The 16,822-nt window shown below is 41.2% G+C and carries 14 protein-coding genes; 12 read left to right on the plus strand and 2 right to left on the minus strand.

What is annotated here, in order from left to right:
• Window positions 1-5: 5 nt before the first annotated feature.
• The 6 genes from pyrD to rmf all read left to right on the plus strand — a co-directional run bounded on the left by pyrD (window position 6) and on the right by rmf (window position 8,358).
• Window positions 6-1,016 (plus strand): quinone-dependent dihydroorotate dehydrogenase, encoded by a 1,011-nt coding sequence (gene pyrD / locus EES38_RS09925; RefSeq protein WP_124937023.1) that lies wholly within the window; start codon window positions 6-8, stop codon window positions 1,014-1,016.
• Between the two features lie 180 nt (window positions 1,017-1,196).
• The gene (locus tag EES38_RS09930) at window positions 1,197-1,739 is read left to right on the plus strand and encodes a cell division protein ZapC (protein ID WP_124937024.1); all 543 of its coding nucleotides are present in this window, start codon (window positions 1,197-1,199) and stop codon (window positions 1,737-1,739) included.
• 454 nt (window positions 1,740-2,193) lie between these two features.
• Window positions 2,194-4,335, plus strand: coding sequence for a bifunctional 23S rRNA (guanine(2069)-N(7))-methyltransferase RlmK/23S rRNA (guanine(2445)-N(2))-methyltransferase RlmL (rlmKL, locus tag EES38_RS09935; RefSeq protein WP_124937025.1), 2,142 nt, complete (start codon window positions 2,194-2,196; stop codon window positions 4,333-4,335).
• Between the two features lie 74 nt (window positions 4,336-4,409).
• Window positions 4,410-6,332, plus strand: a complete 1,923-nt coding sequence (locus tag EES38_RS09940; RefSeq protein WP_124937026.1) for an ABC transporter ATP-binding protein — start codon at window positions 4,410-4,412, stop codon at window positions 6,330-6,332.
• A 6-nt stretch (window positions 6,333-6,338) separates the two neighbouring features.
• Window positions 6,339-8,027, plus strand: a complete 1,689-nt coding sequence (locus EES38_RS09945) for a DUF3466 family protein (protein WP_124937027.1) — start codon at window positions 6,339-6,341, stop codon at window positions 8,025-8,027.
• Window positions 8,028-8,184: 157 nt separating this feature from the next.
• On the plus strand, window positions 8,185-8,358 hold the full coding sequence (gene rmf / locus EES38_RS09950; protein WP_124937028.1) for a ribosome modulation factor: 174 nt from the start codon (window positions 8,185-8,187) through the stop codon (window positions 8,356-8,358).
• A 144-nt stretch (window positions 8,359-8,502) separates the two neighbouring features.
• On the opposite strand, the gene fabA is transcribed toward rmf, so the two are convergent.
• Together fabA and EES38_RS09960 are read right to left on the minus strand one after the other, a co-directional pair.
• Window positions 8,503-9,021 carry a bifunctional 3-hydroxydecanoyl-ACP dehydratase/trans-2-decenoyl-ACP isomerase gene (fabA, locus tag EES38_RS09955; protein ID WP_124937029.1) on the minus strand — a complete coding sequence of 173 codons (519 nt, stop codon included), beginning with the start codon at window positions 9,019-9,021 and terminating at the stop codon, window positions 8,503-8,505.
• Between the two features lie 66 nt (window positions 9,022-9,087).
• Window positions 9,088-10,749: a S16 family serine protease gene (locus EES38_RS09960; protein WP_124937030.1), complete on the minus strand. Its 1,662-nt coding sequence runs from the start codon at window positions 10,747-10,749 to the stop codon at window positions 9,088-9,090.
• Window positions 10,750-10,921: 172 nt separating this feature from the next.
• Here EES38_RS09960 and matP point away from each other — a divergent pair, with 172 nt between their 5' ends.
• From matP to EES38_RS09990, 6 genes are all read left to right on the plus strand, one after another.
• Window positions 10,922-11,371: a macrodomain Ter protein MatP gene (gene matP / locus EES38_RS09965; protein WP_124937031.1), complete on the plus strand. Its 450-nt coding sequence runs from the start codon at window positions 10,922-10,924 to the stop codon at window positions 11,369-11,371.
• 15 nt (window positions 11,372-11,386) lie between these two features.
• A complete protein-coding gene (locus tag EES38_RS09970; RefSeq protein WP_124937032.1) occupies window positions 11,387-11,707 on the plus strand; it encodes a DUF3634 family protein in 321 nt (106 codons plus the stop codon).
• Between the two features lie 494 nt (window positions 11,708-12,201).
• The gene (locus EES38_RS09975; protein WP_124937033.1) at window positions 12,202-12,549 is read left to right on the plus strand and encodes a RidA family protein; all 348 of its coding nucleotides are present in this window, start codon (window positions 12,202-12,204) and stop codon (window positions 12,547-12,549) included.
• A gap of 640 nt (window positions 12,550-13,189) precedes the next feature.
• On the plus strand, window positions 13,190-13,762 hold the full coding sequence (locus EES38_RS09980) for a sugar dehydrogenase complex small subunit (protein ID WP_166434236.1): 573 nt from the start codon (window positions 13,190-13,192) through the stop codon (window positions 13,760-13,762).
• Between the two features lie 36 nt (window positions 13,763-13,798).
• On the plus strand, window positions 13,799-15,391 hold the full coding sequence (locus EES38_RS09985; protein ID WP_124937035.1) for a GMC family oxidoreductase: 1,593 nt from the start codon (window positions 13,799-13,801) through the stop codon (window positions 15,389-15,391).
• Window positions 15,392-15,393: 2 nt separating this feature from the next.
• Entirely contained in the window at window positions 15,394-16,815 is a 1,422-nt protein-coding gene (locus EES38_RS09990) for a cytochrome c (protein WP_124937036.1), read from the plus strand.
• The last annotated feature ends 7 nt before the right edge of the window (window positions 16,816-16,822 follow it).

Below are 16,822 nucleotides of genomic sequence, written 5' to 3' on the forward strand. Positions count from 1 at the left end.
GCACAATGCTCTACCGCTTAGCCAGAAGTGGCTTTTTCCAACTTGATGCCGAAAAGGCACACGATCTTGCAATACAGAACTTTAAACGATTTACTGGGACTCCTCTGGATCTATTCTATCGTCAGCAATTACCTAATAGACCGGTTGAGTGCATGGGCATAACGTTTAAAAATCCGGTCGGCCTAGCAGCTGGTTTGGATAAAAACGGCGAATGTATTGAAGCATTTGGCGCAATGGGCTTTGGATTTGTTGAGGTAGGGACTGTGACACCGCGTCCACAACCTGGTAACGATAAACCAAGATTATTCAGATTGGTTGATGCAGAAGGGATTATTAATCGCATGGGTTTCAATAACCTAGGTGTAGATCATCTCGTAGAAAATGTAAAAAAAGCGAAATATGATGGTGTAATTGGCATCAATATAGGTAAGAACAAGGATACTCCCATCGAAAAAGGAGTTGACGATTACTTAATTTGTATGGACAAAGTTTATCCTTATGCTGGTTATATTGCCGTAAATATATCTTCACCCAATACTCCAGGACTTCGCTCGCTACAATATGGAGAAGCATTGGATGAACTACTTGCTGCTTTAAAAGAGAAGCAGAAAGAACTTCAGATAAAGCATGATAAATATGTTCCTCTTGCTCTCAAGATAGCTCCGGACTTAAGTGACGAAGAGCTAGTTCAAATATGTGATTCTCTCAAAACCAATGCTATCGATGGTGTTATCGCAACGAATACGACTTTAGACCGTTCAGTTGTAGAAGGTATGAAATACGCCAACGAAACGGGTGGATTAAGTGGGCGCCCAGTTCAACTTAAAAGTACCGAAGTGATCAAGAAGCTTTACGAGCAGCTCGGGGATCAAATACCGATTATCGGTGTTGGTGGTATCGACTCGTTTGTATCAGCGAAAGAAAAACTACTCGCAGGAGCTAAACTCGTTCAGGTTTATTCTGGTTTTATTTATCACGGACCTGGTCTAGTTAAAGATATCGTAAAAAATATCTAACTTACTCTGCATAAATGATGGTTTAAGACGTCTATCATATTGATTCTAAGAGAGGGAATGACTTTTCATTTCCTCTTTTTTTTTAAGAAATCGTTTATAGAATGAATGATATTCGTTGGCAAATTCAGCAACGTCTACGTTAGAACCACTATCAAATAGACAGAGTAGAGAGTTGGAACAATGCTTAAACCAAGTGACAAATGGAGTTGGTACTTCTGTGATAAAGAAGGTCACCTGATGCTCGACCTGGGAACTGATATGCTCTTCAGGACTAATTTTGCTGGAAAAGTATTAGTAGACTGCGCTTTCTGTGATAACGATTTTACCGTAGATGATGCAGGCGATTACCAAACGTTCTGCGAATCCATTTCTTATTTACCTATTATTGAAGCGCGTAAGGTAGAACTTGTTCTTAATTGCGTTGCAGCGAAGCGATTCTATAAGCCAGTTCAACCCAAAAGTTGGTTTTTTGATACTCAGGGTATCGACATGCAACCAAAAGAGGGCGAGCTAATTTCTTTAAGAAATGGTATGAATGATGGTCATTTTGTTGTGATAGAGGCTGGGGATTCATCCAGTCTGTGTATTTGCGTTGAACAGGATGGGTTTGATTTGAGTGCTTCGAAGGCACTCAATTTTTCAGATGTTATAAAGGTAATGCACGATCGCATGGCGTTACCCAATATTAGTTTCCAAACTGAGATGTTGTCGATGGTTAGCTAGCCACCTCTATGGCGGACTAGTTTTTATGTTCCATTAATGTTGAATCGGTCTTATGGCCGATTTTTTTTGCCTCAAATAACGCTACTTTTCGTGAAAATAGCTCTCTCAGGAATGAGATGGGCTCAATTAGTTTAAAAATCCTACATATTTTTCTCCAACAATTTCATCCAATATCAGCTCATGATGCGATAAAAATTCCTCTATTAGCCAAAAAATGAAAGTAAATTACGGCTAAAAATGGGTTCTGGTATAGACCAATTATTGGTGTGAATAAATACTCACTAACCTGTAATTCCTTATTTTTATGTTATCAATTTAATTGATAGTAGGGTTTGGGTATAAATTAGTGTTGTTTGTCGGAATGGATAAACGGACAAGGGAAACTAGAGAATTTTTAGCTTAATGAACGTGTCTCAGTTATACTATTGGCCGTTTTGAATTCTAGAAAATTACTATGCGTCAATATTTAGCAATAACCTCTAATGGTCTTGAAAATCTCTTAGCAGAAGAGCTTGCTGAGATAGGAGTCATTGATCCAAAACCTGTACAAGCAGGCGTCAGATTTAATGCTGATCTTGCTTTAGCATATCGTTGTTGTTTATGGAGCAGAATTGCTTCTCGATTTGTACTTGTTCTATCTGAGTTTACTTGTAACGATGATATGGATCTCTATCTGAGCTCTACGTCCGTTAGTTGGTCATCAATATTCCACGCAACTAAGCGATTTGTGGTTGATTTCAACGGTACTAACCGATCTATTCGAAATAGCCAATATGGCGCAATGAAAGTAAAAGACGCGGTAGTAGACCATTTTACTAAGCGCAACTTACCAAGGCCGATGATCGATAAAGATCGTCCGGATCTTAGGCTGCACGTTCGTTTGCATAAAGAACAGGCTCTTCTTGGCGTTGATTTTGTTGGTGGTGGCCTGCATATTCGTGGTTATCGACGTGAGTCTGGTGGTGCACCGCTAAGAGAAACGTTAGCTGCTGCATTAGTAAGACGCTCCGGGTGGACCGATGAAGCTCTAATCGACCCAATGTGTGGCTCTGGCACGCTCTTAATCGAGGCGTGTCTTAAAGCTGCAAATATGGCGCCTGGTATTCATCGAGTGAAGTGGGGTTTTGAATCGCTTTTAGACTTTGACCGTGATAGCTGGAACGAAATCAAAGCAGAAGCTTCTGTGACTGGTAAGCGTGGTTTAAAACAGCTCGAAACAAAATTTTTTGGTTATGACCTCGATCCAAGAGTTATCGAAGTTGCTAAGGCTAATGCGCGCAGAGCTGGTGTTGATTCAGCAATCGAATTTGCTGTGGGTGATGCTGCAAAGTTACAGCGTCCCTCAGGTATTGAGCAGGCCTTCATACTTTCTAATCCACCATATGGTGAGCGTTTAGGGACAGAGCCAGCACTCATAGCGCTTTACTCAGCTTTTGGTGGTCAACTTAAGCACGCTTTCCCTGGTAGCAAAGTCGCTTTACTCTCAAGTAATGATGATTTGTTAAGTTGTTTGCGCATGAGGGCGGATAAACACTTTAAAGTCAGTAATGGTGCATTACAGTGTCACTTTAAACTTTATTCTATTTCTGATCGTGAGCGTAGCACTGAGGTCTCAACGGATTCAGGTGGTTCAGAAACATCATCGAATGAAGTTGTGGTCGCACCGGATTTCACAAATCGTCTGAAAAAGAACTTTGTCAAATTGTCTAAATGGGCTCGAAAGGAAAAATTAGACTGTTATCGTGTTTATGATGCGGACCTTCCTGACTACAATGCAGCAATTGACATTTATGGTGAGTTCGTTGTTGTACAAGAGTACGCGGCACCTAAGAATATTGAACCAGAGAAAGCCAAACGACGTTTAACAGACATGTTACGTGCCATTATGCTTACTCTGGATGTGGATTCTAATAACGTCATACTAAAAGTCCGCGAGAAGCAAAAGGGAAAATCTCAGTATCAAAAGCTAGCCAAACAAGCCGAGCAATTTACTGTACATGAGTATGGTGCTGATTTAATCGTCAATCTGCAGGATTATCTTGATACAGGTTTGTTTCTCGACCACAAACTAACTAGACGTATGTTAGGGCAAATGTCTCGTGGTAAAACGTTCCTCAATCTGTTTTCTTATACTGGCTCCGCAACCGTTCATGCGGCTTTAGGTGGGGCATCGAAGACGACAACTGTGGATATGTCTAAAACGTATCTTGATTGGGCCAAGCAAAATATGCAGTTGAACGGAATGTCTGGCTCTGAACATACATTTATTCAAGCTGATTGTTTACAGTGGCTCGAAAGTTCAAATGATCAGTTTGATCTGATATTTATTGATCCGCCGACATTTTCAAATTCAAAGCGTATGGACAAAACGTTTGATGTCCAGCGAGATCATGTGGATGTATTCAAGCACTTAGAAAGACTTTTAGCTCCAAATGGTGTTATTGTTTTTTCTAACAATAAGCGTCACTTCAAGATGGATGAAAAAGGGCTAGAGGCGCTTGGATTGGAAGCGCAAAATATCTCATCCAAAACATTGCCGCTTGATTTTGCGCGTAATAAACAAATTCACAATTGCTGGTTAGTTAATCGCAAATAGTAACAATATAATTTGATCGTCAAGGGGCCATAAGTATGGCCCCTTGCTTCATATAAACGAATGGTTATTGGTATATGGCTTTAATTAATATTCATAATGGACTTTTAGCTTTTGGTGATCACCCACTACTCGATAATGCCGATTTTACTCTAGAAGATAATGAAAGAGTCTGTTTGGTAGGGCGTAATGGTGCGGGTAAGTCAACTTTAATGAAAATACTCGCAGGAGAAGTCTTGCTAGACGATGGTAAGATGATTGTTACGCAGGACGTGACAGTGTCTCGTTTGGAACAAGATCCACCGAGAAACGAGTCAGGCACAGTATTTGATTATGTTGCAGAAGGACTAGCTGAAGCTGGTGACTTACTGAAAAGGTATCAAGAACAGCTCATAAAAGTTGAAAAGGACCCATCAGAAGCACATATCAACCAGCTAGCGAAAATCCAAGAGCAGTTAGATCATGCAGGCGCATGGCGATTTGAAGATAGAATTGCCAACGTAATGTCTTCGTTGAATCTTAATGGTGAGACGTTACTAACGGATCTTTCTGGAGGATGGCAACGAAAAGCGGCATTGGCGAGAGCATTGGTTTGTGATCCGGATGTCTTGTTACTCGATGAGCCTACCAACCACCTTGATGTAACGACAATTGAATGGCTAGAGTCGTTCCTAAAAGATTTTAAAGGCTCTATTATCTTTATTTCTCATGACCGAGCATTCATCAAGTCCATGGCTACACGTATTGTGGACCTCGACAGAGGTAAGCTATCGTCTTTCCCTGGTGACTATGAAGGTTATCTGACGGGCAAAGAAGAACTTATTCGTGTAGAAGAACTGCAGAATGCAGAATTTGACAAAAAATTAGCACAAGAAGAAGTGTGGATCCGTCAGGGCATTAAAGCGCGCCGAACTCGCAACGAGGGAAGAGTACGTGCGCTCAAGAAACTCAGGGAAGAACGAGGTGAGCGCCGAGAAGTTCAAGGTAAGGCCGTTATTCAAGTTGATGATGCCGTTCGCTCAGGAAAAATCGTCTTTGAAGCTGAAAGTATCAATTATGAGATAGATGGAAGGTCGATCATTAGCGATTTTAGCTTTACTATCCAACGCGGTGATCGAATTGCGTTAATTGGTCCTAACGGTTGTGGTAAGAGTACGCTTCTAAAATTGATGCTGGGTGAATTGCAGCCGACATCTGGAAAGCTACATTGCGGTACCAAGCTTGAAGTTGCATATTTTGACCAATATCGAGAGATATTAGACCCCGAAAAGTCTGTGATTGATAACTTAGCGGATGGTAAGCAAGAAGTCATGGTTCAAGGCAGACAACGTCACGCCTTAAGTTACCTTCAAGACTTCCTGTTTGCGCCTAAGCGTGCTCGTACGCCGGTCAAAGCGTTATCTGGTGGAGAAAAAAACCGTTTACTATTAGCGAGAATTTTTCTCAAACCAAACAATTTGTTGGTGCTTGATGAACCAACTAACGATCTTGATATTGAAACATTGGAACTTTTAGAAGATTTGCTTGCCAATTATCAGGGCACATTACTTTTAGTGAGTCACGATCGTCAATTTGTTGATAATACGGTAATGACAAGTTGGATTTTTGAAGGCAACGGACACATTGAAGAGTTTGTTGGTGGTTATCACGATGCTCAGCAGCAGCGTATGCAAGCAAAAGCGGTACGTGAAAGCCAAAGGCCAGTATCAAAACCCGTCAATAATGTTGCTCCAACAGTGGTTCAGCCGAAGAAAGTGAAAGCAGCGAAAAAACTTTCTTACAAATTGCAAAAAGAGTTGGAAGATCTTCCAGCTAAATTAGAGCAGCTTGAAGCGAAAGTTGAAGAGCTTCAGGTTGTGGTAAATGACGCGAGCTTTTTCTCGCAGAGTGTGGATATCACACAACCCATTTTAGATGATTTATCCCAGGCTGAGGCTGACCTAGAAGCTGCATTCGAGCGCTGGGAAGAATTAGAAGCATTACAACAGGACAGTGAATAATTAATAATGACTAGACATCCGATTAAATTGACGACGTTAGCTTTTTCCATTCTGGCGTCTTTTCAGGCTAGTGCAGCACTTTACCGCGTAGTAGAGGTGACTCCTCCAAGTGGTATTACCTATGGAAGTGAATACAAAAGCTCGTTTGGTATTGCTGTAGAGCCAGAAACGGGAAGCACAAGTTGCTTTTCTACGAGTTGTTCGGCATCTGATTACCCGCTGTCTGGTGAAACACGTTATCAGAAAACCATGGCAGGACAGCCGATCGATGGATATGACCTAAAAGAAGAAGTTCCATTCGGTTTAGATAATGAGTTCTCTTATATCGATAGCGAATCAGAGTTTCAGAGCTTTTGTTCGACATATATTGGCTACAATACTTGTGACAGCTGGGGTGAAGCCCGTTGGAATGAGAAGGAGCGCGAGGATAGCGGTGAACTGACTTCTTATGCGTTTACTCAAGATAGCGGCGCAACAACGTCATCGTTTGCGGTTGCTTCTACATCGGCATCTACCGGTACAAACAGTGTGGTAACAAGCAGTGACTCTTCCGGTGATGCTGTTGGTTTCTCATTAACTACGGGTGATGGAAGCGTAGATCGTTCAGCGATTACACCAACGGCTACCGTGAGTGGTGAAACAAAAGTGAGAATTTGGAAAGACGATCCATCCTCTGGCGTAAAAGCGGGAAGTATCACTACGAGTTATTCGAGTTACTATACGTCCCAAGCTGCATTGTGGGAGAACTCGTCTTCTACACCTTTTACCATAGGCTGGACTAGTACTGGTACTGGTACTGATTCAACGAGAAACAGTCGTTATGCTCAGGGGAGTATCAGAGACTTTTACGTTGACACTAGTGAGAATATGATTTATGCCGTTGGTTATAATAGCTATGGCAACTATAACTATATGAGTGCCACTCTATTTAAAATTGACATCAGTGATAGTAGTGATTGGGAATTAGATTCGACATCTTTGATTTCGGGTGCTGAAGTGACCAGTTCAAGTAGCAGTTATTCTAATACCCGCCTTACTGCAATCAATGCAAATAAAATCGCTGTTGGTGAAGCAAAATTAGATAATGGTCATGCACTAAATGGTGCTTACGCAAATAAACTTTTTGTTACAGATTTAACTGCATCTAGTCCATCAGCAACATTCTTCTCGCAGGGAACAGGTAATATTGGTTTCAACGGAGCTGGCGGTCATGTTAATGCTATCAACGATGATAATGATATCGTCGGACAGATAGACACTGAAACGGCACGTGAAGTCGATGGTAAACCTCGTCGTAAACGTGGTTTTATCTACCCATATAATGATTCTACTAACTCTAGCCGATTTGGAAGCCAAGCATGGCTATTGGATGACCTAACGAACGGCGGTAGCTATAGCTCTTCTAATAACGCGTATAGAATCCTGAGCGGTAATGATATTAACGATGCCGGCGTTATCGCCGCTACTGCGATAAAATGTAGTGGTGGTTACAGCGCGACAACTCACGATGCGACATGTAGCGGAACTGAGAAAACAGTTGCGGTTAAATTGATTCCGATCTCAGGAGCAACATCGTCAGATATTTCAGAACGTGGATATGAAACCTCATCGGTCTCACGCTCTGGTGGCGGTAGCTTTGGTATTTTGGGTGTATTTTCACTCTTCGGTTTAGCTTGGTTCCGTCGTAAAAAGTGAATTTTTGTAAATAGTGGGGACGTGTCACATAACGTGACACACCCTAAATTCGTGCTTGAGTCTGATGCTTTAATGAGCGATTCTTATTCTTGTGGTCATAAAAAAGCCACACAACTGTCATAGTTGAAATGAATCACCAATGTATGAGGACTTAATTATGAAGAGACAAAAGCGTGATCGCCTGGAAAGAGCTCAGTCTCAGGGATACAAAGCTGGCTTGAATGGTCGTTCAAGCGATGAGTGTCCATATCAGCAAATGGATGCTCGGTCCTATTGGATGGGAGGCTGGCGAGATGCTAGAGAAGACAAAAATATGGGTCTCTACAAATAAATAGCTGCGCTTAACTCTCCACATACGAAAATGAAAAGGATAGCCCCATAGAAATGGGGCTTTTTAATTTGCTCTTAGTGCACTATAACTAAATATCTAAGCAAAAATATAACGGTGAAAACACCGCTATATTAGAAATCTCGATTAAAACGCTGACGTGTCTTGGAACAGGCCAACCTTAAGATCTTTTGCTACGTAGATTTCTTTACCATCTACAAATACATGGCCGTCAGCAAGACCCATAACCAATTTACGGTTAACAACTCGCTTCATGTGAATTTCATAAGTCACTTTCTTAGCTGTTGGTAGGATTTGTCCAGTGAATTTCACTTCGCCAACACCCAAAGCACGACCTTTACCTTTACCTCCGACCCAGCCAAGGAAAAAGCCAACTAATTGCCACATCGCATCTAGGCCAAGACAGCCAGGCATTACTGGGTCACCAGGGAAGTGGCAGTCGAAAAACCATAAATCAGGAGTGATATCTAATTCGGCCAAAATCAAACCTTTACCAAAATCGCCTTCATCTTCAGACATTTTAGTGACTCTATCCATCATCAACATGTTTGGCGCTGGTAGTTGAGGATAGCCTGGTCCAAATAACTCGCCGCGGCTAGAGGCTAGAAGATCTTCACGATTATAAGATTCACGTTTGTTTTGCATTATTTAATAACTCCAATTTGTAATAGCGAGCATGTTAGTGAACACGTGTACGCTAAACAAGTCCGATCAGTGACAAAAGTAATTTTTAATTCGTTGCCAAAGAGAACTTGGTTCTGAAAGTTCGTCTAATTTGTCGATTCGTTTATTAATTTCGTCAACAATACTTAGTGTAGTCTGTTCTTTATCTGATGTACGAAATGCTCGTTTGAGTATGATCGGTACCGCTTGATCGACGTTTGTAACAGGCCAAAGGTGAAATTCGCCTTTCTTTAGGCTTTCTATTACATCAGTATTTAGAGAAAGGTTAATCAGATTGGTTTCTGGAAGTATGACACCTTGTTTTCCTGTGAAACCCTGGTGCTTACATACTCGGAAAAATCCTTCAATTTTTTCATTCAATCCGCCGACAGCTTGTACTCGGCCAAATTGGTCGACTGCACCTGTAACAGCTATTTGCTGGTCAATAGGTACTTCCGATAATGCACTGAGTAGAGAGCACACTTCGGCAAGAGACGCACTGTCTCCGTCCACTTCACTGTATGATTGCTCAAAGACAATAGAAGCAGAATAGGGAAGTGGGGAGTCGAGTTTGAGCGCACTACTCACGAAAGCTTGCATAATCATCATACCTTTCGCATGAAGACTGCCGCCCAAGTCAGCTTTACGTTCCACATCACTAATATCACCATCACCGAAATGAACGACACAAGAAATTCGAGCAGGCTCTCCGTATGACATAGGATGACCAGCGATATCGATAACCGTTAAACCATTAACTTGCCCAACATGTTCGCCTCTCGTTTCGATAAGAACCTGGCCTTCCAGAATATCGTTTGCGGCTCTCTCTGGGAGATAACTTTCTCGGTAATATTTATTTTGTATGGCTCGATGAATGTCACCTTCATCGATTTTCTCATCAGTGCCAATCGACGCTTCTTCTAGAATCGCTCGAAGCCATAGTAGGGAGGTCGGAACGTAGTTTTGGTCTTCTGTTTGACGAGTCCCCGTCGTTAATAAAATTTCAAGAGCCGAATTGGTGAGCTCAGGCAGCGAGTACCGCTTACAAATCCATTTAATGTACGATAGATAGCTGTTAATGGATGTGGTCGTTAGCGCGAAATCTTGTTCAATTTCACTATAAAACGCTACACCGTCACGTAAATCTGCATCGAGAAAATCTAAATTGGCTAATTGTTCTCTTTCACCGGTGATAATGAGCTTAACGTCATATTGCTTGGTCCATTGAGCATGGATAGGAGAACGTGGATCACAATTGCGACCATTAATCGAGTACCCCATAACAGCAGCTTTTAATTCAGGCCAATCTTTCGCGTTAGCTAGAATCCAGTTTGCCGATACAATCAGGTAGCCGCCGTTAGCGTGATCCAATAGCCCTGGCATCTCATTTATAATGTAGCCTTTTTCTGCCTGAAGTATGGGAAACATATCGTAAGAGCTTAACGTTTCACTCATAACCACAGGAATTTCTTCGTTAGCGACTAACTCTGACAGTCGCTCACTAAGAAGCTCGCGATACAACGGGTTATCAAAACTATTTAAAAGTAGAATTCTGCAAACACCTTTAACCTTAACAAACTGTTCTAGTGCTAGGTTTGTTCTCGATTGGCAGCTAAAGAAGCCGGCAGGCTTTATCTCATTGTATTGAGATAAATTGGCACTATATTTTTCTAGCTGTGGCGTTACTTTTTGCCAAATTTCTTTTGTCATTTGAATCTTACTACGATGATTTTGGAAGGGATTATATAGAAAAAGTGAAGCAGGGCATAGAAGAGTCGAATAGATAAGACTAGAGTCAATTTTTGTATAATAAAAATTGAACTTACGAATGATTGGGGTTACGCTGTCACCATAAACTTGGTCACGTGATTAAAAGCCGATAATGAAATATCAACAACTTGAAAATTTAGAATGTGGTTGGAAATGGCAATACCTCGTTAACCGTTGGAAAGATGGTATCGAAATAACGCGCCATGTCGACAGCAGCGAAGCAAAAGCCGCTGTTCAAGAACTGCAGAGCTTAGAGCATGAGCCAACAAAAGTGCCGGCTTGGATAGACGTTCATATGGCTGAAGATCTCGATAATAAGCTTAAGCAAGCGATCCGAGCAAAGCGAAAACGTCACTTTAATGCTGAGCAAGTTCACACACGTAAGAAATCAATTGATTTAGACTATAGAGTCTGGGAAAAATTATCGGTTCGCGCTAACGATTTAGGCTGTACATTGTCTGAGGCAATAGAATACTTATTGTCAGAAGCGTCTAAGAGCGAGAAAGCAAACAAGAAAATGTCTTCATTGAAAGAAGATTTGAGTAAATTATTATCGGAATAAGCTGAGAAGAAAACGATGACTACAGTATTATTTATTGCCGTAATTGCGGTTGTGTTTTGGCTAACGCTCATAGACCGACCGATATTGAAGATTCATATTAAACAGGACAGCATTGTAAAAGTATCCGGCCATCTCTCACCAAGTTTCCAGCACAACTTACAAGAAATCATTTCCAAATCACCGTTCGACGGTCACATCAAAGCATACCGAAACCGTTCTGGTATAAAATTAATTTTTTCAAATCAGGTTCCCAAAAACGTCAGACAACGAATCCGCAATGTTTTTCCGTTTGCGTCATATAATCCGACTCACGCGACGAAAAGAAAGAAAGGCTAAAGAAAGGCTAAGGATAGGCGGTGAAATTCATTCTTAAAGTGGATAGTACATTGTGGGCGGTTAATAAATCGGATAGACAATCGTACAAATAGATTATTTGAACAACGTAATACACATTCGATTACAGCGATAATATGACCTGTCTTTAAGTGCGCATTATGTATATTATGTTAAATAATGTTTCTACGAACACCAATGTTGGCCGCCTATTGTTTCTATCTATGTCTCTCTTCCCTCGATCTATTAAACATAACTGTATTTACCATAAAATCTATAATAAACAGTAAATTATCTTACGATCATTTACTGTTTATTACGTTAATTGCTTTATGCAGTATCTTAGTCGTTACTAGTGTATCTAATTCATAACATCATTAAGGTTGAACTGGTCTTATGTATGGTACTATTTTGCGTATTGGAAGCTGACTATTACCAATTAATGGTGTAATCAGTTTTCCAAACGATTACAAAAAGTTCAGTCCAAAGGAAAAACAATGACAATTGAAAGAATTGAGTCGACCGATCGTATGAGCCGTATTGTGAAGCATAATGGTACAATCTATTTGTGTGGTCAGACTGCTGGCGATGCTGCGTGGGACATAGCTGAGCAAACCCAGCGCTGTTTAGATAAAATCGATGCCTTATTAGAAAAAGCTGGTTCAAACAGAGATAAGATACTATCTGTTACTATTTATATTCGCGATATGAAAGATTTCGCTGCTATGAATGAAGTATGGGATGCTTGGATCGCTAATAGTGAAAAGCCTGCGCGTGCGTGCGTCGAAGCTAGAATGGCTCGCGATGTTCTTTTAGTTGAAATGTCTGTTATCGCGGCTCAATAATGTCGACCTTCTTACGTTTACGAGATTGAATCATCAGGATCTAATAGAAAAATTGCGTCTCAGCTCATAAATAACACTAGTTAACAAGTTAAACGTTGGTTACCACGAACTTAAATTCTTTAGATCCTATTTATTACTAACTGAATGTTGTACTACAAAAAAGACAAGCTAGCTTATCCTATCAGTATCCTCTCCTATTCCAGGTATCTACGTAGACTGCTCGCTCATAACTGTGTGCTGGGGAGTTAAACCTGAAACAAGCGTTACTCAGTGATCAACTCTGATTGATAGATACACCACTCAAAACAATAAGAAATTACTATCTATCTCAGTACACTTAATTATTAGAATTATTGGTTTACCCACTAAAATCAAATACGTATAACATTTTTTAAAATTTATTTTAAATTTTCTACTAATTTGTAACCAAATATTTCCATATATGAAACTATAGTGATATCGTATCTTTGATCTTAATCAAACTAGTCACGTTTTACGCGACGTTTACTTCAGTTCCTCTCACCTTAATTGATGTCTTGAACTCATAGCGTTCGCGCAAGTCTAGCTACGTTTCTTTTATAAAAACTATACAAAAGATCAGTAACTACACGTTAATAGTAAAGTCACTGGAGGTAGCATTTTGAAAAATGTTATACACACTCGCGAGCCTAAGAGTGAATCTCTCTCGGGTAATGCAATTAGCCGGCGTAAATTTTTATCTAACGCTATATCCACCGTTGTCGGTGGTTATGTTATGCTGGCTTTCCCATCATTTTCTTTCGCCGCTGAAGCTAATTTAGCTGCGGAAGACATACAGAAGATAACCTCATTTTTAACTGATAAAGACATAGGTTTAGCTTTAGCTAATCGCGCTTATCAAGCACTAACGAAAGTTGATTCTCAGTTTCCTCAACGATTTATCACTCTCAATAACTTTTTGGCGAGTAACCAATTTAGCAGTGTTAATGAGTTGAAAGATCACCCTCAATTTACTGGCGAGCTTAAGAATACCGCTCAAGAAGTAATTTCAGCGTTGTATTTAGGCTACGCTGGACAGCCTAAAGCACATTCTTCAGAAGACAATGTTGAGTTTGTCACTTATACGCAGGCGCTTACCTATCAATTAACGAAAGATTTCACGCCGATACCCAGTTACTCGCGACTGAAAACGGGGTACTGGGCTCATTTGCCCAATAAAAAATCATCAGCGTAGCGTTAATCTTATTAATTAATTGAAAAGGAAATTATTTTGGCAAAACAATATGATGCCGACGTAATTGTCGTCGGTTCGGGCGCGTGTGGATCGAATGTAGCAAATGAACTTGCCTTAAAAGGGAAATCGGTCATTTTGTTAGAAGCTGGCCCGAATGTCCCACGGTGGAAAATTGTAGAAAACTTTCGTAACTCTGGCCGCCATTACGACCATAATGACCCGTACCCCAATAATCCATGGGCACCAACGAGTTATCAACCAGGGTATTTACACAATACGGGTAGCTTCAATGAAATGCCTGGGATGTTAAAACTAGTGGGCGGGACAACTTGGCACTGGGGAGGCGCAACTTGGCGCTATATACCTAACGACTTTAAATTGAATTCTTTGTATGGCGTTGGTCGTGACTGGCCAATTAGTTATGATGATATCGAGCCATACTACGTTCGCGCTGAATATGCCATTGGTGTTGCTGGTTCTGATACAGAAGATCAATCAGGCCAAAATCCAGGAATGTCCTACCCTCCTCGCTCCAAGCACTACCCTGTTTCATCAGAAGTAGACGTGTTCAGTACATCACTGATGAAAGAAAGACTCACGCCCGCGGGACATGCTGTTATTCACGAACCGACTGTCCGTACACATAAGCCATACGATGGTAGACCCGCATGTCAGGGAAATAATAATTGTGATCAAGTTTGCCCGATAGGCTCTCTTTACAATGGTTCCATTCACGCAGATAAGGCTGTTCGGAATGGCGCGAAGCTTATCAGCGAAGCTGTTGTACATAAAATTACTAAAGGTGCTGGTAATAAAATTGAATCTATTAGTTATTTAAAACCTGATGGTACAGAACATACGCTAACAGCAAAATATTTTGTGTTAGCTGCTCATAGTTTCGAGACTGCAAAACTAATGATCATGAATGATGTTGGTAACTCGTCCGATATGGTCGGAAGAAACTTAATGGATCATGTGGGTTTGAGTTTTACATTTTTAGCAGATCAAGCCGTTTGGTCTGGTCGAGGTCCTGTACAGCAGGCTGCTATTATGACTTGGCGTGATGGTCCCTCGCGTGCCGAATATTCAGCCAACAAACACGAGTTCGCTATTAATAACCCACAAATCGATATTGCACGCCGGGCCATTGAAAGTGGCTTAATGGGCAAAGAACTTGACGACAGAATAATGGACTGGTCATCTCGTTGGCTATACATGTATAGTTTTTTTGAGCCATTACCTAACCCTGCAAATCGAGTCGAACCGAACCCTAACTGGAAGGATAGCCTTGGTCTTCCTGGCATTCGTGTTAATTTTGATGTGGATGACTACGTCAAAAAAGGTGGCCAGCACGCAATTGAGCAATATAAAGATATTGCGAAACTCATGAACGGAGAAATCATTGATATAAACTCCGATTTTGAAAATCATGATCATCTAATGGGAACGATGATTATGGGGCATGATGCTAAAGACTCTGTAGTAAATTATGAATGTCGTAGTTTTGACCACGATAATCTCTTTGTCGCGTCTGTTGGTGTGATACCCGCTGCCGGTGTGATTAATCCGACTCTGACGGCGATTGCATTGTCAATTCGTGTTGCTGACATCATAGCAAGAGAGGTTTAGTCATGAAAAAGTCTACATTGATTTTATCGGCACTGTTTTCCGTTATGATGTCGCAATCTAGTATTGCCGATGATAACTCATCCTTAATTGAATATGGCCGCTACCTCGCAACTGCGGGTGACTGTACGGCTTGCCACACAAGTAATGAGCAAAAGCCTTACGCTGGCGGATACAAGTTTGAAATGCCGATGGGCAATATCATTTCGAGTAATATTACTTCCTCCAAAAAATTTGGTATTGGACGTTGGACGGAAGAACAGTTTGCCAACGCAGTGAGACATGGGGTTCGACCTGACGGCTCACAGCTCTACCCAGCAATGCCTTATACGTCATATTCCGCTATTACGGATGCTGATATGAAAGCGTTGTATGCATACTTTAAAACGATCCCTGCTATTGATGAAGCGCCGGCAGACAAAACAGAGCTGTCTTTTCCTTTTGACTTACCAGGCTTAATGTGGGGATGGAATGCAATGTTTGCTAGCGGCGAACAGTTCCAGCCAGACCCTACTCTAAGCTCTCCGGAAAACAGAGGGAAATATCTTGTTCAAGGATTGGCTCACTGTTCGACTTGTCATACGCCACGAAATCAATTAATGGCTGAAGACAAGAGTCGTTTTCTTAGCGGTGCACCTATTGATGGTTGGGTAGCTCCCAATATTACATCTGATCCGATTAGTGGTATCGGTGGATGGTCTAATAAAGAATTGGAGTCCTACCTCAAAAATGGCCATGCAGTCGGTAAAGCTCAGGCTGGCGGTCCAATGGCTGATGCGGTACAACACAGTTTTCGTTTCATGACAGATGATGATATTTCTGCAATTGTTAGTTACTTGAAAAAAGTCCCTCCAATTAAAGACGGCGATGTATCACAACCTGCTTGGTCTAATGATAAGGCGAAAGCAATTGACTGGACTAGCTATGAACCTGGAAATGTTGCAAGTAATTCACCTGACTATTCAGACACAAGCTCAACAGATGGAGCGGTTTTATACAATACCAACTGTGCTGCTTGTCATGGGCAAAGTGGAAACGGATCTGACGATCAATTCATCCCTTCGTTAACGAATAATACCGCTGTTGGGGGATCGGACCCAACTAACCTCGTTATGGCGATAGTTAACGGGATACATCGTGAGGGAGCGGATGGTAAAGCAGTCATGCCGGCCTTTGGTGAGCATCAGCAAGTTATTCATAGTTGGCTTACCTCGGACCAGATAGCCTCAGTTGCGAATTATGTTACTCAAAGTTTCGGTCGAGGAAGTGCCAATCTTACTGGCGCTGATGTCGAGAAAATATCATCAGGTATTCAAGATGTACCATTCTTAGTTAAAAACGCAAAAGCGTTAACTATTGTTGGTATTGTGATCGTCCTACTCATTCTGATTATTTTTATTAAGCGGATACGTCGTAGTAAAAGATAGCTTCCTC

It is taken from the genome of Vibrio viridaestus, from assembly GCF_003856525.1.
Classification (GTDB): Bacteria; Pseudomonadota; Gammaproteobacteria; order Enterobacterales; family Vibrionaceae; genus Vibrio; species Vibrio viridaestus.